At 31.5% G+C, this 21,907-nt stretch carries 14 protein-coding genes; 6 read left to right on the top strand and 8 right to left on the bottom strand.

Annotation, left to right across the window (positions count from 1 at the left end; translation table 11 throughout):
* The first annotated feature begins 264 nt into the window (after positions 1–264).
* A complete protein-coding gene (locus tag KM029_RS00915) occupies positions 265–2,454 on the top strand; it encodes a glutamine synthetase III family protein (protein WP_144074918.1) in 2,190 nt (729 codons plus the stop codon).
* Positions 2,455–2,535: 81 nt separating this feature from the next.
* Here the strand turns inward: KM029_RS00915 and KM029_RS00910 are convergent, their stop codons facing one another.
* Positions 2,536–3,252: a lysoplasmalogenase gene (locus tag KM029_RS00910; protein ID WP_144074917.1), complete on the bottom strand. Its 717-nt coding sequence runs from the start codon at positions 3,250–3,252 to the stop codon at positions 2,536–2,538.
* A 10-nt stretch (positions 3,253–3,262) separates the two neighbouring features.
* Positions 3,263–4,639 (bottom strand): efflux RND transporter periplasmic adaptor subunit, encoded by a 1,377-nt coding sequence (locus KM029_RS00905; protein ID WP_144074916.1) that lies wholly within the window; start codon positions 4,637–4,639, stop codon positions 3,263–3,265.
* Positions 4,640–4,762: 123 nt separating this feature from the next.
* On the opposite strand from KM029_RS00905, the gene KM029_RS00900 reads away from it, so the two are divergent.
* Positions 4,763–5,041 carry a hypothetical protein gene (locus KM029_RS00900; RefSeq protein ID WP_144074915.1) on the top strand — a complete coding sequence of 93 codons (279 nt, stop codon included), beginning with the start codon at positions 4,763–4,765 and terminating at the stop codon, positions 5,039–5,041.
* A gap of 36 nt (positions 5,042–5,077) precedes the next feature.
* Here the strand turns inward: KM029_RS00900 and KM029_RS00895 are convergent, their stop codons facing one another.
* Positions 5,078–6,256, bottom strand: coding sequence for a thiolase family protein (locus KM029_RS00895; RefSeq protein ID WP_144074914.1), 1,179 nt, complete (start codon positions 6,254–6,256; stop codon positions 5,078–5,080).
* Between the two features lie 366 nt (positions 6,257–6,622).
* Here KM029_RS00895 and KM029_RS00890 point away from each other — a divergent pair, with 366 nt between their 5' ends.
* From KM029_RS00890 to KM029_RS00880, 3 genes are all read left to right on the top strand, one after another.
* The gene (locus KM029_RS00890) at positions 6,623–8,578 is read left to right on the top strand and encodes a tetratricopeptide repeat-containing sensor histidine kinase (protein WP_144074913.1); all 1,956 of its coding nucleotides are present in this window, start codon (positions 6,623–6,625) and stop codon (positions 8,576–8,578) included.
* A gap of 19 nt (positions 8,579–8,597) precedes the next feature.
* Positions 8,598–9,236: a response regulator gene (locus KM029_RS00885; RefSeq protein ID WP_144074912.1), complete on the top strand. Its 639-nt coding sequence runs from the start codon at positions 8,598–8,600 to the stop codon at positions 9,234–9,236.
* A gap of 151 nt (positions 9,237–9,387) precedes the next feature.
* A complete protein-coding gene (locus KM029_RS00880; RefSeq protein WP_144074911.1) occupies positions 9,388–13,725 on the top strand; it encodes a leucine-rich repeat protein in 4,338 nt (1,445 codons plus the stop codon).
* 113 nt (positions 13,726–13,838) lie between these two features.
* Here KM029_RS00880 and KM029_RS00875 read toward each other — a convergent pair whose 3' ends face one another.
* The 3 genes from KM029_RS00875 to KM029_RS00865 all read right to left on the bottom strand — a co-directional run bounded on the left by KM029_RS00875 (position 13,839) and on the right by KM029_RS00865 (position 18,208).
* Positions 13,839–14,786 (bottom strand): TDT family transporter, encoded by a 948-nt coding sequence (locus KM029_RS00875; protein WP_144074910.1) that lies wholly within the window; start codon positions 14,784–14,786, stop codon positions 13,839–13,841.
* Between the two features lie 204 nt (positions 14,787–14,990).
* Positions 14,991–17,267 carry a formate C-acetyltransferase gene (gene pflB, locus KM029_RS00870; RefSeq protein WP_144074909.1) on the bottom strand — a complete coding sequence of 759 codons (2,277 nt, stop codon included), beginning with the start codon at positions 17,265–17,267 and terminating at the stop codon, positions 14,991–14,993.
* A gap of 98 nt (positions 17,268–17,365) precedes the next feature.
* Positions 17,366–18,208 carry a formate/nitrite transporter family protein gene (locus KM029_RS00865; protein WP_144074908.1) on the bottom strand — a complete coding sequence of 281 codons (843 nt, stop codon included), beginning with the start codon at positions 18,206–18,208 and terminating at the stop codon, positions 17,366–17,368.
* A gap of 356 nt (positions 18,209–18,564) precedes the next feature.
* Between KM029_RS00865 and KM029_RS00860 the strand changes: the two genes are divergently transcribed.
* Positions 18,565–19,476 (top strand): cation diffusion facilitator family transporter, encoded by a 912-nt coding sequence (locus KM029_RS00860; protein WP_144074907.1) that lies wholly within the window; start codon positions 18,565–18,567, stop codon positions 19,474–19,476.
* A 65-nt stretch (positions 19,477–19,541) separates the two neighbouring features.
* Here the strand turns inward: KM029_RS00860 and KM029_RS00855 are convergent, their stop codons facing one another.
* Together KM029_RS00855 and KM029_RS00850 are read right to left on the bottom strand one after the other, a co-directional pair.
* A complete protein-coding gene (locus tag KM029_RS00855; protein WP_144074906.1) occupies positions 19,542–20,453 on the bottom strand; it encodes a hypothetical protein in 912 nt (303 codons plus the stop codon).
* 20 nt (positions 20,454–20,473) lie between these two features.
* A complete protein-coding gene (locus tag KM029_RS00850) occupies positions 20,474–21,826 on the bottom strand; it encodes an MATE family efflux transporter (RefSeq protein WP_144074905.1) in 1,353 nt (450 codons plus the stop codon).
* Positions 21,827–21,907: the final 81 nt, after the last annotated feature.

Here is a 21,907-nt window from a genome sequence, read left to right as displayed (position 1 = left end):
TTCTATTAAGCATTTATATGCTAAGCTAAATATATTGATAGCACTATTTATATATACTTTAACGACTTTATTTAAGTAATATTGAGTCATTGGTATTAGATTAATCAAATTACATACCAAGTATAAAAATCAACCTCTCTTTTTGTCATTTGATATTTATTAATTAGAAATCATATTTTGAAGTGTTATAAAAACAACAATAATTAAAAAAATAAATGTACTTTTAAGAGTAAAATCAATATTTCTAAAAAAAGACTTTTAAACATGGCAAGACAACGCTTTGATGCACTTAAACTTGTAGAACTAAGGCAACCAATTACAATAAAAGCTCCTAGTGAAAAAGTATCAGATTATTTTGGAATCAATACGTTCGGGTTGGCAATTATGAAAGAACAATTGTCTTCTGATATTTATAGAAGGTTACAAAATGCAATAAATAAAGGTGAACAAATAGATGAAAATGTTGCTGATGCTGTAGCTACATCACTAAAAGCATGGGCTATTTCTAAAGGAGTTACTCATTATACACATTGGTTTCAACCATTAACAGGTTCTACTGCAGAAAAGCATGATGCCTTTTTTGAACTAAGTTCAGAAGGTATGGCTATAGAGCGTTTTAAAGGCAGTGCCCTTGTCAGACAAGAACCAGATGCTTCATCATTTCCTAGTGGAGGGTTAAGACAAACTTTTGAGGCAAGAGGTTACACAGCTTGGGATCCTACATCTCCTGCATTTATTATTGAAAGTGGTACAGGAAAAACTTTATGTATTCCAACTGTATTTGTTTCTTACACTGGAGAATCTTTAGATAATAAAGCTCCGCTATTAAAAGCATTGGAACGTGTTGACAAAACAGCTACTTCTGTATGCCAGATATTTGATAGAAGTATTGAAAAAGTACAAGCATCGTTAGGTTGTGAACAGGAGTTTTTCTTAATTGATAGAGCTCTTGCTGATGCCCGACCAGACATTCTACTTACTGGTAAAACGTTATTTGGAAGAACACCTCCTAAAGGTCAACAATTGGATGATCATTATTTTGGTTCTATTCCATCTCGTGTAACAAGGTTCCTTCAAGAATTAGAAATTGAAGCTTATAAACTTGGTATACCGGTAAAAACTAGACACAATGAAGTTGCTCCTAGTCAGTTTGAAGTCGCTCCTATTTTTGAAGAAGTAAACGTAGCAAATGATCACAATCAATTGCTAATGGATTTAATGAAAAAGGTAGCTTCTAGACATAATTTTAGAGTTCTCTTTCATGAAAAACCTTTTGAAGGAATGAACGGTAGTGGTAAACACAACAACTGGTCATTAATTACAGACAAAGGCAAAAACCTACTTCAGCCAAGTACTAAAGCGAAAGAGAACCTTATCTTTATTACTTTTTTTATAAACATATTAAAAGCAGTTTACGATTATTCTGATCTTTTAAGAGCATCTATTGCTTCAGAAAGTAACGACTATCGCTTAGGTTCTAACGAAGCACCTCCAAATATTATGTCAGCTTTTATTGGAACTCAACTATTTGATATTCTTACTGAATTAGAGAATAATGGAGATATTCAAGTAAAAAAAGGAGATAACATTTATATGAAACTTGGTATTAATAAAATACCACCTATTCTTTTAGATAATACCGATAGAAATAGAACATCGCCGTTCGCTTTTACTGGTAATAAATTTGAATTTAGAGCAGTAGGTTCTAACGCTAATAGTGCTAGAGCAATGACTGTTTTAAATACTGCAGTTGCTAATCAATTAGAGCTTTTCAAAAAAGAAGTTGATAAACTAATTGAGCAAGATGAAAAGAAAGAAGTTGCAATAATTGATATATTAAGATCATATATACCATCAGTAAAAAAGGTTGTCTTTGAGGGCAATGGTTATGGACCTGAATGGATAAAAGAAGCAAAACGAAGAGGGTTATCTAACTTTACAGATACTCCTAGAGCTTTAGCAATCTTAAAAAAACCTAGTACGGGTAGATTATTTAAGCGTATGCGTATTATGACGCAAGCTGAAGTTGATGCAAGACACGAAATTCGCTTAGAAAATTACACTATGAAAATGCAAATTGAGTCTCGTGTAATGGCAGACTTAGCATTAAATCATATTGCCCCAACAGCGTTACGTTATCAATCTATTCTGATTGAAAATGTTAAAGGCATGAAAGATATTGGGTTAGGTGATGAAACAGAAGAAACAATGATCACCATTAAAAAGCTTGCAAAACACCTTAATCAAGTTAAACGTTTAGCAAATGAAATGACACAAGAACGTAAACGTATTAATAGTATTGAGAATGTTGAAGAAAAAGCTATTGCCTATTGTGATGATATCAAAAAGAAATATTTTGAAGAATTAAGATGGCATGTTGACAAATTAGAAACTATGGTTGACGACGAAATGTGGCCATTGCCTAAATACCGAGAATTATTGTTTTTACGTTAATTCTTAACTTTTCACATACAAGAAGAGGGTTGAATTTATAATAAATTCAACCCTCTTCTTGTATTACAAAATATATCTTCTTTAAACTTTGTCAGCTCCTTCGCAAAGCATTCCTCTACTTATACAAAATTGAGCTATAATATATGTTGCCATTATAAATACTTCAGAAATATCAAGCCCTTGAAAATTCTTGAGGCCAATCATTAAATCAGAACAAATAAACAATAACGCTCCTATCATTGTCATAAAACCCCATCTGTCTCTTCTATTAATCCATCGAATTAAAGCAAATGAGAACATTGTCACCAATATCACACTATAAACTAGTATTGGTGCAAACATAACAGAACTTTTAACGGCTACTAAATAACCAATGTATCCACCAATTATTGACAATGGAAAAGTAATAAATAAAGTAAGCTTATAATTATCTTTTACTGATGAAAAGAATAAAGCCGTGATATACATCTGATGACAAACTAAAAAACAGGCTAAACCAAGTAACATGATCAACTCATCATTTAGAAACATCATGTATAAATCTCCCAACCATGCAAAGAAAAAACCTATCATCATACATTTGTAGATTATAGAATTTTCTGATTTCTGTTGCCATGTAGTTGAGAAATATATTGAAATAAAAGGCATTATTAGAGGTTTTGAATACAAAACAACATAATAGTCTTCAAAATAATTACCTAATAAATTAACTGTAATCACTACCAAAAAAATACTCCAAAAAACCTTTTTCTGACTGTTATTTAAAGGTTCTTTTACTGCTTTATTTTCTACTGTCATAAATATTTAATTACTCCCAAGGTTTCTTATTTGCTTCTTCACTATTCATTTCTTCTACTAGGTCACCTTCAGAAAGAGTTTCAGAAATTACACGGAATGGTCCTTTTACAATCACCTCTCCATCTTCTACCCCTTCTAATATTTCTATATTTTCAAAGTCAGAAACACCTGTTTTTACTTTTCTTGATGAAACAGTTTTCGTCTCATCATTGTATACAAATACTACTTCAACTAATTCGTTATCCTTAGCTGTTTTTTTAGATTTCAATGCATTTTCATTATCATCGTTATCCTCTTCACCTTTCTTTTCTAACTCAAACCTTTTTCTTGTTGTAACTGCTGTTAAAGGCACAATTAAAATATCCTTCTTTGTTTGAGTAATTACATCAACTGAAGCAGTCATTCCCGGTCTAAATGGAGATTCTTGTCCTTTTTGTTCAGCATTCATATTTGCGTAAGAAGATGCAAGAATTTTAATTTTTACTTCAAACTCTGTCACTACATCAGAACTTGTTGTCTCATTTGCTGAGTTAGCTATTGCTGTTACGATCCCCTTAAATTTTAAATCTCGATAAGAATATGCATCAACATCAATTACTGCTGTGTCACCAATATGTACTCTAATAATATCATTTTCATTTACATCAACTCGCGTTTCCATTTCTGCAAGGTTTGCAATACGCATCATCTCTGTAGCAGACATTTGTCTAGCACCAACAATCATTTCACCTTTTTCAACAGAAAGCTTTGATACTACACCAGACATTGGTGCAAATATTTTTGTTAACTGTAAACTTTCTTTCGCATCATCAACTTGAGCTTGTGCACTTTTTACAGTAAACTGAGATGCTCTCACATTTTCTTGAGCAGAAGTTAAATTTGCTTGAGCAATATCATAATCTGCTTGACTATTCTCATAATCTTGATCTGAAATCACTTTATCTTCCCAAAGGTTTTTATTTCTTTCGAAAGTTAATTTTGCTTGTCTTAATCTGGCCTCATTTTGTGCTGCGTCAGCTCTAGAACGAGCCAATTGTGCTTTTTGAGCATTTAATGACGCTCTTGCCTGATCTAATGCAGATTGAAAGTTATCTGGGCGAATTTGTGCAAGAAGTTGCTTTTCATGTACAGAGTCTCCCTCTTGTACGTAAAGTTCTCTAATTTCACCAGATACTTCAGATGATAAATTTACTTCATTTATAGGTTGAACTTTTCCTGATGCTCCTACTTTTTCAGTTATCGTTCCATAAGTAACTGCTTCTAGCTCTACTTTTGTTGCTTCTTCATTACTTTTATTATAAAAATACCCTCCAGCTACAATTGCCACAACAACAACAGCAAGTATTATATAGAGTTTTAGATTTGATCCTTTCTTTTTCTTAGCCATAGCTTACGATACGTAATATTTTTCGATGAAATTTGCTGTAATAGTTGAACTTTCTAATTTTAAGGTAAAATAATAGAATACTTTTAAAAGTACTACGTTATATCTATATAACTTTATGATATAATGGCAATTTATAATACCATATTCGATTTAATGCTGAATAAATGGATTCAGTTTAACAATAAAGATCTCCCTACAGGAAAGATTATTTCTATAACAACTGCATGGATTGATTATTTGAATACCTATCAACTAACTATACGTGTTGAAGATGTAAACAAAGAAATACATAATATTAGAATCAACCTAGAAAATGATTCTGAAGATTATTATATCAAATTACTTAGAGGTAGTATAGGTAAAATGAGTGATTCTTATAATGAATTATTAGTGAGTCATTAAAAAAGGAGATGTAATAACTACATCTCCTTTTCTAATTTAAAGCTTTTCTATGATAAGTGCTGAGGCACCTCCGCCACCATTACAAATAGCAGCAAGTCCTTTTGTGCCTTTTTCATGTTTTAGAACTCCTGCAAGAGTGACTACAATTCTAGCTCCTGATGCTCCTAAAGGATGCCCCATAGAAACAGCACCTCCATGAACGTTTATTTTATCTAATGAAATTCCCAATTCCTTAGCAAATGCTAAAGTAACAACTGAAAATGCTTCATTGACCTCAAAATAGTCAATATCATCAATTGTAAGCCCTTTTTTATTTAATGCTTTCCTTGCTGCATCGGGTGGTGCTATTGTAAACCACTCTGGCTCTTTTGATGCATCTGCATATGATATAATTTTTGCAATAGGTTTTAAGCCTAATTTATCAACAATTTTTTTATTGACAAGAACCAATGCTGCTGCACCATCATTTATAGTTGAAGCATTTGCAGCAGTTACTGTACCATCTTTAGTAAAAACAGCTCTAAGGTTTGGGATTTTTTCAAATTTCACATTTTTAAATTCCTCATCCTTATCAACAATAATTGGTTCTCCTCTTCTTTGTGGAACGCTTACTGGTACAATCTCTTCTGCAAAAATACCATTCTCTGTTGATGATGCTGTTTTCTTATATGAATTAATGGCAAAGTTATCTTGCTCCTCTCTACTAATCTCACATTTTTTTGCAGTTGCATCTGCACAAATACCCATTGGCTGATTTGAATACGCATCTGCAAGGCCATCCCTAACTAATCCATCCAACATTTGGCCATGACCATAACCATAACCATAACGTCCTTTTGGGATATAATATGGAATATTAGACATCGATTCCATTCCACCAGCAACTACAACATCATTGTCACCCATCATAATAGATTGAGCACCCAGCATAATTGTTTTCATTCCCGAAGAACAAACTTTATTTATTGTAGTACAAGGAATATCAATACCTATACCCGCACCTAAAGCAGCTTGCTTAGCTGGTGCTTGACCAAGGTTAGAAGAAATAACATTCCCCATATAAACCTCATTAACTTCTGTAGGTGCCACTCCAGCTTTTTCTAATGCTCCTTTAATAGCAGCTGCTCCTAAATCTGTTGCTGATACAGATGATAATGCTCCGCCAAAACTCCCGATCGGAGTTCTTACTGCAGATACAATATAAACTTCTTCCATAGTGTTATTTTTGTGTGTATTGGTTTGTTTGACTGATATTATAAAAGTGTATTAATTACATCAATTAATTTCAGCAAGCAATATATGAAAATTTTATTATGCTTACATAACATTTAAATAATGATTAGCAGTAGGAATTTAAATTTATCTGTGAGAACTTTTAAGGTACAGTACCACATTTATAGTCAGGTGAATCGATAAAAAATTTTATTAAATCAAATACTAACGAAGTAATGTTTGTATAACTATGATTTTATACAACAAAATCTTTCAATTCACGGTAAACCGTGATACGAATAATCAAATAAAAAATTAGTTTTGCATATACTATTTTACTTCTGACTCCAATAAATAAGTACTTACATTTTGCTTAAAGGTAAACTATATATAATAATTGCTACATTAATGTGCTTGTGCGTTCAATCTACTAAAGCTAAAGAAACGGAAGAAATTCCTCATCTTGTAGATTCACTAATCAGCTCATTTCCTTATTTAATTAATGACAGTGCAGATCAAGCAAAAGCAAATGTTGAAGAGGCATTACGCTTAAATGATGAAAAAAGCATTAGGGTGTCTGCATTTGGTTACTACTGCTTAGGCTTTTATAATAGAAAAAAAGGAAGAAACCGTTCGGCAATAAAATACCATAATAAAGCATTGGAGTATTATGTTGAAATGGAAAAACCCGAACGACAAGTTCTTGTCTTAAATGAATTAGGTATAGTTTATAAAAACTTAGGTAAATACGAAGAATCTATAGAAACCTACCGAAGAGGAATTGAAATTGCAGAACGTATAGAATCTTCTAGGTTAGCTGATATTTATTCTAATTTAGCTGTTGTAGTATCACATATGGGTAAGCAACAACAGGCATTAGATTACTTATTTAAAAGTTATGAACTTGAAGATGATATAATTGGCAAACACATTATTTTACTTAACATAGGCACTACGTATAAAGAAATTGGTAAAGATAGTTTAGCGATGGAGTATTATAATAAATCACTTAAAATGTGTGACGATAATAACTTAGCTACTATTTACAGAAACGATATTCTTCATAATATTGCTAATCAGTTAATCGATGACTCTTCTTATAAAAAAGGATTGAAATATTTACATCAAATTGCTAAATATGAAAAGCTGGAAAATAATAAAAGAGATTTAGCCCATACGTACTTAAGTCTTGCATCTGCTTACGAATCCATGAAAGACTATACTAATGCTATCAATTTTTACAATAAATCAATTGCTCTCTCTTTAGAAACAGAAACAAATGATCAATTATTATTGGCCTACAATATGCTTGCTAAATTATACGAATCAAAATCTATTTACAAGGATGCTTTATTCTTTCAACAAAAACATATCCAACTGAAAGACAGCTTATTTAATATAGAACAAGCTAAAAACAACGAAAGTTTATTAGCAGAGTTTGAAGCAGAAAGAAAAGAAAAAGAAATTTTATTACTAAAACAGGAAAAAGAAATACAAGATCAGCAGTTGATTGTTAGCTCATATAATCTAAAAATAAATCGCATTATCAGAAACGTAACTATTAGTGTTGCAATACTATGCGTTGCTGGTATAATTTTTATTTATCTGTTTTATAAACAAAAACTAAAGGCTGAAAAATTAATAGCTCAAAAAACAGAAGAGATAAATAAAAAAGAGATTTATTCTTTAATACAACAACAAGAAGTTAGTGCAATTAAATCTGTTATTGAAGGTAGAGATAAGGAACGTAAAAGAATTGCCCAAGAATTACATGATGGAATAGGCGGAAATCTTGCAAGTATTAAACTCAATTTAGGTAATATAATTGATCGCAACTCTGATGAGAAGCTCAAAGTAATTATGCTAAATATTGATGATACTTATAAAGAGATTCGAGAAATTTCCCATAATTTAGTTTCTGTAAAAATGAATAGCCACTCTTTCACATATATAGTTCAGAAGTTTTTAGATGAAATGTTAGTGGGCAACAAAATTAAAATTAATCTAAACCTTTATCCAGAAACAAAACTTGACCTGCTATCTAGCGAAATTAAAATTGAATTATATCGCATTATTCAAGAACTAATGAGTAATGTAATTAAGTATTCAAAAGCTGATGTAGTAGACCTTCAAATAACTAGAGGCGATGAATACTTAAGCTTAATGTTTGAGGATAATGGCATTGGTTTCGATACGACAATTGCTACTAATGGAATTGGATTAAAAAACATTCATTCTAGAATTAAAGCATTAAATGGCACTTGTTCAATAGAATCTGCTTTGGGACAATGGAGCTTGGTAAACATAGAAATTCCATTAACATAAACTACTAGAACAAACTACAATGAATAAAATTAAAGTATTGCTCGTCGATGATCATCTTATGTTTTTGGAGGGATTACAATCTCTGTTTGCTAACGAAAATAATATTGAAGTTGTAGGTACTGCCTCTAATGTAGGAATGGCTTTAACTATTTTAAAAGACAAACAAACAGATATTATTATTACAGACCTGAGTATGCCAGATGTAGATGGAAGTAGTCTTATAGATACTGTAAAAAGCAAATATCCATATATACATACATTAGTTTTAAGTATGCATAATGAAGCAAATGTTATTTCGAAGATAGTAAAACAAGAAGTAAATGGATATCTCTTAAAAAATGCAGAAAAAGAAGAATTACTTACTGCTGTAAGCACAATAGTAAATGGAGAAAATTATTTTTCTAAAGAAGTAAAAGATATAATATCGGAAAGTACTTTTAGTAGAAAATACAACCCAATGCCCGAACTAAGTAAACGCGAGAAAGAAGTACTCCATTTAATTGGTGATGAATATACAACAAAGGAAATTGCTGATAAACTGTTCATAAGTCAGAACACTGTTGAGACACATAGGAAAAATATGTTTTCTAAATTAAGTGTCAAAAATGTAGCAGGATTAATTCGTATAGCAATTAAAAACAACTTATTAGAATCCTAGGAATCTTTAATCAACTATAAAAATTCTAATGTAAGGTTAATAGTCCAAAATTATTAACATGGCATTGCTATGCCCAAAAATCAACACAGAAAATACTCTTAAATAAATAATAGCACACTGTATTTTAAATAATAAATCAACATATAAAATTATGAAAATAAGCAAACTCACTCCCATTTGGATAACATTCTTGTTATTAGCAATAATTAGCAAGACTTATTCACAAACCACCATAACTATTGATGACGTTGGTTTTGATGCTGTAAATGGTGAAATCACAGACTACTCTGGTAGTGCGACAGACATTATCATTCCTGAAAGTTTTAATGTAAGTGGAACAGAAGTTACTGTAAAAAGTATAAGATATTATGCATTTCAAGGTAAAGGACTTACTAATGTTAGTTTCCCTAATACAATTACTTCAATCAAATTTTTAGCTTTTGCTAAAAATGAACTGACTTCGGTTACTTTACCAACAGGGTTAAAAGAGTTAGGTAAAGGTTCTTTTAGTAGTAATAATATTACAGAAATAAATGGCGAACCTTCAAATGGTATATTTTTAGGACTAAAAGAAGATGGAACAGAAGATAATACTCAATTAGTTTGTTATGGTGGCACTGCTACAGAAATTGATTTTATACCAAGCACTGTTACAGTAATTCAATCGTATGCTTTTGCATTTAGTTCATTAACCTCAGTAGAAATACCTGACGGTGTTGTTGAACTACATGATGGTGCATTTACTCAAAATGAATTAACAACACTTGAATTACCAAATAGTATCACCACTTTCCATAGTCGTGTATTTGCTGAAAACAAATTAACCTCTATTGTAATTTCTAAAAATTTATCTAAAATAGGTTTTTATGCCTTTGAAGATAACCTTCTAACTTCAGTAATTATACCTGAAGGAGTTACTGATATTGGAGTTGATGCCTTTAATAGTAATGTTCTAACCTCTGTTAGTTTACCTAGTACGTTGAAGAAAATTAGATATAGAGCATTTCTTAATAACCAAATAGAAACTATTAATCTCCCTAGTCAATTAGAAGAAATTGAATTCAATGCTTTTCAAAGCAATAAACTAACTAGTATTACTATTCCTGCTAGTATGAAGACAATTGGTACTTCTGCATTTACTGACAACCCTCTTACTTCTGTAATTTTTGAAAACAATAGTACAATTAATACAATTGGTGTAAATGCCTTTAAAAGTACAGAAACATTGGCTCCTATTGTTTTACCAACTCATACTCAAACTAATTTTCATTCGTATGTAGATAGCAATTTAGAAGCTTATGATCCTGGAGAAAGTATAACTGATTTTACGTTATCATTAAGAAGTAAAATACTAGAAACATTGAGTATTGAAGATGTCACATTTAATACATCTACAGGTAGTATTAGTTCATATAAAGGAATAGCTACAGATATTATAATTCCAAATAGTTTTACGATTGATGGTGTAGAATATCCTATTCGTGAAATTGGTACTTATGCCTTTCAAAGACACGATATAAGCTCAGTAATATTCCCAGACAACTTACAAAAAATTGGTAATAGTGCTTTTTATCAAAATAATTTAACCAAACTATTTATTCCAGAAGGCTGTGAAGTGGGAACAAACTGCTTTGGCTACAATGATATTAAAGAGTTTAACTTTCCTAAGAGTATGACTGAAATCCCGAATGGATTATTTTCATATTGTAATTTCACAGAAGTTACTATTCCATCTACTATTAAAACAATAGGTTCTGGAGCATTTTCTTATAACGATATCACTACATTAAACTTAAGTGAAGGAATTGAAGAAATTGGCAGCTATGCTTTTCATTTAAACGATTTAACATCAATTAGTTTACCAAGTTCTTTGTTGAAAATTGATAAACAGTCTTTTACTCGCAATAAAATTTCTCAGGTAAACATAGCAAATAGTAGTACAATACTTGGTGGTGGAGCATTTTCAAGTAATGAAATTACAACCGTAAATGGATCTGCACATAATGGCTTATTTTATGGTAGAAACGATGATGGGTCTGTTGATTATACAATTATTACATCTTATGGAGGTACAGAGAGTGTAATCAATTTCCTATCTGATGAGGTTACAGAAATTGATGAATATGCATTTTCATATTGTAGCTTAACTTCCGTTGATTTACCCACTAACCTAACAAACATTGGGTATTATTCATTTTATTCCACAAGTCTTAATGAAATATCTCTTCATGAAGGTATTAATTATATAGGAGGTGGTGCATTTAGATATTGTAGAATAAAAACAATTCATTTCCCAAAAAGTATTGAATACATAGGCAGTAGAGCTTTTGCTTATAACAGCCTTACAGCTGTAACTTTTGAAAATGAATCTAATCTAAAATACATATCTTCTTTGAGTTTCGAAAGAAACTATTCACTCGACGATCCAATAATATTACCTACAAGTGTAGTCCCTAATTTTATTAATTTCTATGACCAAGACGGTACAATATATAGTGCCGGAAGTGGATTTTTTAATGACGAAAAAGGTTGTTTTGCTCGCTTCAGCAAAATATTAGCATTAAATGATGTTGAGTTTGAGGAAACAACTGGTACAATTATAAATTATATAGGTTTTGCTACTGATATTGTAATTCCTGAAAACTTTAATATTGATGGTATGGATGTTAAAGTAAAAACTATAGGTATAGGTGCATTCAGTAGAAGAAACTTATACTCTCTAGCAATGGGTAATAGCATTACAACAATTGAAGAAAATGCTTTTTACAGTAATTCTACATTAGAAGATATTACACTGAGTACTTCACTTATTACTATTGGTGATGATGCTTTTGCCGGTAGTCTACCAGACAATGGTATTGATTTACCAAACACAGGTATATGGCATACATCACACTCGTATAATTTAGGCTCCACAGTTACTAAAATAGAATCTAGTAATTCTTACAAATACAACCACAGAGTTTATATAGTTGATTTTGTTGATTATAACAATGCATTATTAAAAACAGAAACACTTATGTTGGGTGCATCAGCAACTGCCCCATCGCCCCCTACTAAAATAGGATATACTTTTGATAATTGGGATACAGAATTTAATTCCGTCAACAACAACCTGACTGTAAAAGCTGAATATAGCATTAATACTTATACAGTAACTTTTGTTGATCATGATAATACAGTTCTCAAATCTGAAAATGTCGAATTTGAAAAAACTGCCACCCCTCCTGATAACCCTTCTAGAAGAGGGTATACTTTTGATAATTGGGACACAGAATTTACTTCCGTTAGCAACAATTTGACTGTAAAAGCTGAGTATAACATTAATACGTATACAGTAACTTTTGTTGATCATGATGATACAGTTCTCAAATCTGAAAATGTCGAATTTGAAAAAACTGCAACTCCTCCTGATAATCCTACTAGAAGAGGGTATACTTTTGATAATTGGGACACGGAGTTTAATTCCGTTAGCAACAACTTGACTGTAAAAGCTGAATATAACATTAATACTTATACAGTAACTTTTGTTGATCATGATGATACAGTTCTCAAATCTGAAAATGTCGAATTTGAAAAAACTGCTACCCCTCCTGATAACCCAATTAGAAGTGGTTATATATTTTCCAACTGGGACGTTAATTATGAATCAATTACAGAAGACATAACGATTAAAGCACTTTATAATGTTGTGATTACGTATACTGTTAATTTCAATGACTATAATGGAACTTTATTAAAATCTGAAATAGTTATATCTGGAAATACAGCTACAGCCCCTTCAGATCCGTCAAGAATTGGATATATTTTTACAGGATGGGACATAGCTTTTGATTTGATTTCAGAAGATTTAATAGTTACAGCAATGTATAAGATTAGCACATTTACGGTAACGTTTAAAGATCATGATGGATTAGAAATTAAGTCTGAAGAAGTAGATTATAAAGATGCTGCCACTGCTCCTGAAAACCCTACGAGAAGTGGTTATACTTTTATTGGGTGGGATACTACTTTTGATATAATTACAGCAGATTTAATTGTTACAGCAACGTACGAAATTAATACCTATACAGTAATTTTTAAAGACCATGATGGGTCTATAATTAAATCTGAAGAAGTAAATTACAAAGCTCCTGCTACTGCTCCTGAAAACCCTACGAGAAGTGGCTATTCTTTTATTGGGTGGGATACTACTTTTAATGAGGTTACAGACAACTTAACTGTTATTGCATTGTATGATGTACTAACTGTCAGAGAAAACCAACCTCAAGTAACATATACTATCTACCCTAACCCAGTAAGTACTTCCTTAAATATTGATCTTATTAAAGATGGTAAAACCCATCAAGTATATATTTATAATATTTCAGGACAGGTAGTTTACTCTAACGAAAAATTCAAGACTTCATCAATTAGTGTTGTAAATTGGAAAACAGGTACTTATTATCTTGTCATCGATAAAGAAAGAACTAAAGTGATCAAACTATAAATGATAATCTTATTCTAAGAAATAGCTAATTTTATTAATTTATAAAGGGTATTCTATTTAGTTAGAGTACCCTTTTACATTTTAATTCTGTTATTTCAAAATACATTTAGCTCCTATTTATTATTTAAATTCACTAATGTTTGTGGTTTGAATAGTTCATCTATACAATAAAAAAAATACTTATATATCACGTATAAAATTAATACCGATGCAATTATTAATTCAATATTTGATATACTTCTAATTACTTCTCCCATAACAAACTCTCCACTTTCAATTAAATAGTAACTATATTTTTGGAGGGCTACTACCCCAATTGCTAAAGGAAAAGTATATGCCGCAAAACTTGGGTTAAACTGGTACTTTAATAATTTAAAAAAAGAGATATATAGCAATAGCGTCATAAATATGGCAAGAGTTAGTAAAACATGACAAATGAAATCATTAGGGTGAGATTCTATTGTTAAATAGCCTGCAAAACATAAACTAGCAGGAGCAGCCATAATACCAAACGTTTCTAATGCTTCGAATTTATAAAAAGACAATCGATAAAACAGTAATAAAAGAATTAGAAAATATAGAGGTGTTGCTACCCACCAGATTAAAGAAACTAAGTTAGGGTATTCCATATTAGTAGAATTCACACAGGCGACGACAATTCCAATGGGCGGTATAAACCAACTAGGCACTAGGGAAGAAATTTTAAATTCTTTTAATTGGTAAAATGAGAATATTACTAAAATCAAAAGGTGGATAATAATAGCAGAAAGCCATAATATTTTTCCAAATGATGAAAACTGTTTTACTAAAATACCCGATAAAACCATCATTACCATTGAAAATGTAGGTACAAAACTGCCTAATATAGGATGTTTTAACTCATTAATGATCAAATCAAAGTGAAAAATATTTCGAACAATTAGCACTCCAAAAAACGCTATAGAAATAGCTATTGTTAAATAATAGATTAAGTAATAATCCATATTGTTCCATGCTATACCTAATGTTAGTGTACCCAAGGCAACGCCACCTAACCCAATTGGTAGATTTCGTGTATTCATTTCTAAAGAATTATAAGATTGAAAGAGTTATTAAAATTAGTTCATAGTCTGAAAGTTAAATGCTTAGTGCATATAATTTTCATAAATCGATAGCAATGGTTAAAGCGAAAATTAATAAAATTAGTTACATCTATTAAAAAAAGGTTACTCCATTTAGAAGTAACCTTTCTTATTAATATTTAAATTCTATTCCAGAACTACGAATTACATAGACTCGTGGAATGTTCTTTGAATTACTTCTAATTGATGTGCTCTAGACAATCTAATAAAGTTTACAGCGTAACCAGAAACTCTGATTGTTAACTGAGGATAATTCTCAGGGTGATTGTAAGCATCCATTAAAGTATCTCTATTTAGAACGTTAACGTTCAAGTGATGTGCCATTCCGCCTTCTTCAGCAAAGTAGCCATCCATCATTGTTACTAAGTTCTTAATTTGAGTTTCACGATCAGAACCTAAAGATTTAGGAACGATAGAGAAAGTATTTGAGATACCATCTTGAGCATCGCTATAATCTAGTTTTGCAACAGAGTTTAACGAAGCAACAGCACCGTTTGTATCACGACCGTGCATTGGGTTAGCACCAGGAGCAAATGGCTCACCAGCTTTACGACCGTCAGGTGTAGCACCTGTTTTCTTACCATACATTACGTTTGAAGTAATTGTTAATAATGACATTGTAGGTACTGCGTTACGGTATGTTTTGTGTTTCGCTAATTCTGAGAAGAAGATATGCGTAATTTCTTTTGCAATGTTATCTACTTCATCAATATCGTTACCATATTTAGGGAAATCACCCTCAATTTGGAAATCAACAGCTAAACCATTTTCATCACGGATAGGTTTTACTTTTGCATTTTTAATTGCTGATAATGAATCGGCAATGATAGAAATACCAGCAGCACCATAAGCCATATCGATACCAGGATTAGTATCCAAGAATGCGAATTGAGCTTTTTCGTAATAATGCTTATCATGCATATAGTGAATGATATTCATCGTTTTCACATAAACACGAGCAACTTCTTTCATTGTTTTCTTGAATTGCGTCATTACTTTGTCGTAATCCAAGTACTCATCGTTAGCCATTGCTTCAACACCTTCAACAGTAAGAACATTTTTGTTCTCATCATGTCCTGCGTTGATTGCCATTAATAATGCTTTCGGTAAGTTTGTACGAGCACCGAAGAATTGAATACGCTTACCAATATGTTGGTAAGATACACAACAAGCAATACCATAATCATCTGATCCACGATTAGGACGCATTAAATCGTCATTTTCGTATTGGATAGAAGATGTATCAATTGATACTTGAGAACAGAAATCTTTAAACCCTTGAGGAAGATCTTTAGACCAAAGTACTGTTAAGTTTGGCTCTGGAGATGCTCCTAAATTGTAAAGTGTCTGTAAGAATCTGAATGATGATTTAGTTACTTTAGTACGACCATCGTGGAATTGACCACCAATTGCTTCTGTTACCCAAGTTGGGTCACCACCAAAGATTTCATCATAAGCACCAGGACGTAAGTGACGTACCATACGTAATTTCATTACGAAGTGGTCAATATACTCTTGAGCTTCAACTTCTGTAATAGTACCAGCTTCTAAATCTCTTTCGATATAAATATCTAAGAAAGATGAAACGTTACCTAATGACATTGCAGCACCATCTTGCTCTTTAACGGCTGCTAAATAAGCAAAATAAACAGCTTGAACAGCTTCTTTAGCAGTTACTGAAGGTTTTGTAACATCTACATCATACATTGCAGCCATCTCAGCGATGTCTTTCAATGATTGAATTTGAGATGTAATTTCTTCACGAAGTTGAATTTGCTCCGCAATATCAGCTCCTGAACCAGTAATTAAACCATCCTCAATTGCATTAAAATCTGCTTGTTTTGCAGCTATTAATTTATCTGTTCCATAAAGTGCTAAACGACGGTAATCACCAATTACACGACCACGCGCATAATTATCAGGAAGACCAGTTAAAACACCTAATGAACGGTAAGTTCTAATTTCTTTATCGTATGCAGAGAACACTTGGTTGTTGTGATCTTTAGCATATTGGAAAACATAACCAACTTTAGGGTTAACTGTTTTACCTTTTTCTTCTACAGCATTTTTAACTACTCTATAACCACCAAAAGGTTTCATAGCACGCTTAAGAAGTTCGTCAGTTTGTAAACCAACAATTGATTCTAATTCTTTATTAATATAACCAGCTTTATGGCTAGTTACTGTAGAAATTGTATCGGTATCGATGTCACGGCAACCATCGTTTTCACGTTCTTCTTTCATACCTGCTAAACAGATATCCCAAAGTTTTTTAGTTGCTTCTGTAGCACCTTCTAAGAAAGTTTTATCACCGTAATAAGGAGTAACATTATTAACAACAAAATCGTAAACATCAATTTCGTTTTGCCATTTCGTTCCTTTTAACTGAGAGTCTAATACAGCGTTTTCCATTGTCTTCATTTTTAGTTTTTCTTTACAATCTACAACATCATTAACGGCTTATTTTCACATTTAGATGCTGTAATTAAATCTTATTAATAAAACAGTTGTTAAAAATTTTAGCTATTAATGTTAATAGACTCAAGCTCTTTATCTAACTGTTTTTTTTCTTTTTCTTGCTCTGGTTTCACAAACATCCACCAGTATATTGTACCTACAAAGAATGCCCCCCCTACAATATTTCCTATTGTTGCTGGAATCAAGTTTGTGAAGATAAAATCTGACCAAGTAATTGCAGCTCCATTAAAAATTGCTGCAGGAATTACATACATATTTGCAATACAGTGTTCAAATCCAAAAGTCACAAAGGTCATTACAGGAAACCAAATTCCTATCACTTTTCCCATAACATCTTTAGCGGCGTAAGCTTGCCAAGCTGCTAAACAAACAAGCCAGTTTGCACCTACAGCTTTAAAGAATGTTTTGTAGAATGGGTTACCTACTTTATGTTCTGCAACACTAATTAAAGAGTTATGGAAAACTTCTCCATCAACTACTCCTGTTAATGTTGTAATAAAATATGCAACGAATAATGAGCCTACAAAATTACCCAAGTACCCAAATGTCCAAACTTTACCAAGCTTTTTAATCGACTGGTCTTTTGAAAAGACTGATACTGTCATCATTGCAGTACTCGATGTAAAAAGTTCAGCTCCCGCTATTATACATAAGATAAGTCCTACAGGAAATACTGCACCCATCATAAATTTTGGTATTCCAGGATTTTCTGCTCCTATCCCAGGCATTCCACCTCCAACTACAATGGCTAATAAAAAGCCAAAAGCTACATAAGCTCCTCCTAAGAATCCGAAAACCAATAATTGTTGGACAGACATATTTCCTTTTTGTAAAGCACCATTTCTGATGTTACCTAAAATATCTTTTGGTGATGAATAACCCATATAATTGAAATTTTTATGAGATGTTTTCTCTTTGTGTGATACAAATATGGAAGTAGTAAAATTCTATTTCAGTGATGATCATCACTAAAATAAAATGATCTAATAAAAAACCACCTAACATACACTAAAACAGCTGTTTATTTGAATTTTATTACTAAAAAAAATCAAAAAAAGATTGATTTTAAAATTGTATTTTTCACACCTTATCACTATTTACACAAAGAAAATTCACCTGTAGCGTAAACACACAAGTGGCGAAAATTCGCGAATCGTTAAACGAAATTATATATACGCAATTATTGATTTACTATTCTCATAATTAATTGTAAATTGAAAGAAAAATATAGTAAGGATATATGGCACATCAACATCATCATCACGGACATTCTCACGGTCAACATAACCATTCAACTGATAATATTGGATGGGCTTTCTTTTTAAATTTATTTTTTACCATTATTGAATTTATAGGCGGAGCATTTACAAATTCTGTTGCAATAATGGCTGATGCAGTTCACGACCTCGGCGACACCGTAGCAATTGGAGTTGGCTATTTTTTTGAAAAATATTCCAATAAGAAAGAGAATAATTTTTACACCTATGGTTATAGACGTTATTCTACTTTAGCTGCAATGATCAACATAGTTGTTTTAACAACAGGATCCATTTTAATGATAGTAAAAACTATTCCTAGGCTAATTACACCAGAAGCAGTAGACGCTCAAGGAATGGTCTATATGGGCATATTAGGAGTAATTGTAAATGGAGCTGCTGTATTTAAACTCATGAGCAATAAAAATTCGGCAAATCAAAGAGTAATGATGCTCCATATGTTAGAAGACACTTTAGGATGGATTGCTGTATTAATTGGAGCTGGAGTTATGGTGTTTTGGGACCTACCTATTATTGATCCAATATTATCGTTATGTATTGCCACCTTTATTCTATATAATGCCATTAAAAATTTAATCGCAATTATGCCAATTTTTCTTCAGGCTGCTCCTACTGGAGTCGATCAAGAAAAAATCATTAATGAATTAATAAAAATTCCCGACGTAGTAGATACTCATGACCTCCACATTTGGTCATTAGATGGAGAATTTAATATAATGAGTTTACATTTAGTAGTGGCTCAAAAAGTTACAATCGAAAGAGCTGCTGAAATAAAAAAGAAAGTAAGAGAAATAATAGATAAAGACGATGTAAAACATATTACAATTGAAATTGAAAGAGAAGATGAAGATTGTCATGAGGATTGCAATCACTAAATCAAAAAGCCCAATTGAAAAATTTCAATTGGGCTTTTTGATTTAGTGATTAAACTAGTAAGAATTTATAACTCTTTTAAAGGTAAACCACTTTCTAATTTAGACGCAGCATTAACTTCAACTAAAATAGGACTGATTCTAAGAATTTCTTTTTTAAGAAAACCACCAACTTCAGCTTCAGAAATAATTCCTTTTTTTATAGCTCCTCTAATATTTACTACACCATATTTCCCATCCAATTTCTGTGTTTCTTTAAAAAACTCTTTTGCTTTAGTCATAAAATCCTTAGAGTCGGAGTTTTCCCACAAACACATAATACCATCTATTTCATAAGATGAAATTGTACCTTTATACTTAGGTAATACTTGATTAATTTTGTGTGTAAATTCTTGAGTAATCTTAATATGATCCTCAAGTGAGTCAGATTGAAAATTCCATCTTAAAGACAACATAATATACTCACGGTCTTTCTGATTAAAAAATCTAGAAAATACCATATCAAATAATTCTGTTGTACCCAAAAATTTATCTACTTCAAAAATAAAGTGGTATAAAGCAAAAAGCATAAACATATAAATACATCTTGCTAAAAAGAAATGACTATTAAAAGAGGCAATCACATGATGAAGTGCTTCACTAAAAGTTAAATCATCGGCAATCATTCCTTTTAAAATATCTTCTATTACAATTGCTAAGAAAATAACCACTGTAAACAAAACTGCTTTTAGGATTACAACATTAATCAGTTTAGTTCTTTTTAATTTTAAGTCTATACCCACTGTCTCTAGTAAAACTACAACCTTACCTGTTAACGCTGCAGAAAAAGTAGCGGCTCCAAAATACCCTACTTTTAACTCTACAGAATCTACCAGTAACCCTACTAACAGTACTAAAAGATTAAAACCTACTGCAAAATATAAAGTGACTAATAGTGTCTTTTTTACTTCATGTATAACAACTTCTTTAATATTACTCATCAAATTCTTAGTTGAAAAGGTTATTGTGTTAGATAATTATTTATTCGATTTATTTTCTTTTTCATGTAGATCGCTGCAACAATAAGTGAGAATATATCTGCTACAAAAAAAGAACCCCATGTTCCATAAATCCCCCAAATATGTGAAAAAAGAAATACAAATGGAATTCTAAAGATAACTTGTCTATTTAAAGTTAATAATAAAGCATCTTTTGCCTTACCTACAGCTTGTGCATACATACTAGAAATAATACCAATTGATATAAATGGTAAACTTGTCATGACACCAAATATTGCAGGTACACTTTCTGTTATTAGCTCTACATCTTTTGTAAATAGTCCTGTAAGTTCTTTATTAAAAATAAAAACTAATATTACTATTATCGTATTGATAACCGAACCATACAAAATAGATTTATAGATTACTTCTTTTACTCTTCTATAATTACATGCTCCGTAGTTAAAGCTACAAATAGTTAGAAAACCCTGCCCTAAACCAATCATAGGAAATGTTGCAAGCATAAATAAGCGACTTATCACTCCATAAACAGCTACACTTAATTCTCCTCCATTATCAAATAAAATATGGTTTAATATTATGGCAATCCCACTAGAAGCTCCTTGACGAACAAATGAAGCAGAACCTAAAGCCAATGTTTCTTTAACTATTCTACTATCAAGAATAAAATCTTGCCATCGTAATTTTAAAACTGTTTTTCTAAATAGGTAGTAATGTAGTATATATAAAAAGCCTAATATATAAGAAATAAGTGTTGCCCACGCCGCTCCCTGCATTCCCATATCGAACCCAACAATAAAGATTGGGTCTAAAATGATATTAATAACACCTGGAATTATCATTGACATCATTGCTGTTTTCGCCTTTCCTTCAGATCGGATGCCATTATTACTCATAATAGACATCGTTAAAAAAGGCATTCCAAAAATAACTATATGATAATACTCTTGGGCATAGCTATAAATTTCTCCATTTGCTCCAAAAAAAAGTAATAATTTTTCTTCAAAAAGAACACCCAATACTACTGCTAATAAACTTAAAATTAATGTAATTGTACTCTGCGTTCCTAAAACTTTACAAGCATGCCTAGGGTTCCCACCACCAAGTGCTCTCGCAATTAAAGATGCTCCTCCCATGCCTATTGCCATTCCAATAGATTGCACTAGCATTACTAAAGGTGCTACAACAGAAATACCTGCTATACCTAATGTACCAACCCATCTACCTATAAAAAAGGTATCTACCATTTGGTAAATAACTATTACCATCATACCAACAGCAGCAGGTACTGATAATTTTACAAGTAAATCTTTAATACTATCTAGACCTAAGTCTGGAGTTTTGGATTTTGTCATTTAATAGGAACTTTTTAAATTCTAACCAATCTTAATAGTCAAGTTAAAACATAAGGAGTTTATATATACTATTTGTAAGAT

The sequence above is a fragment of the Flammeovirga kamogawensis genome (assembly GCF_018736065.1).
Taxonomy (GTDB): domain Bacteria; phylum Bacteroidota; class Bacteroidia; order Cytophagales; family Flammeovirgaceae; genus Flammeovirga; species Flammeovirga kamogawensis.
Note: the sequence above shows the minus strand (reverse complement) of the source record. Positions and strands in the feature narration are given on the sequence as shown.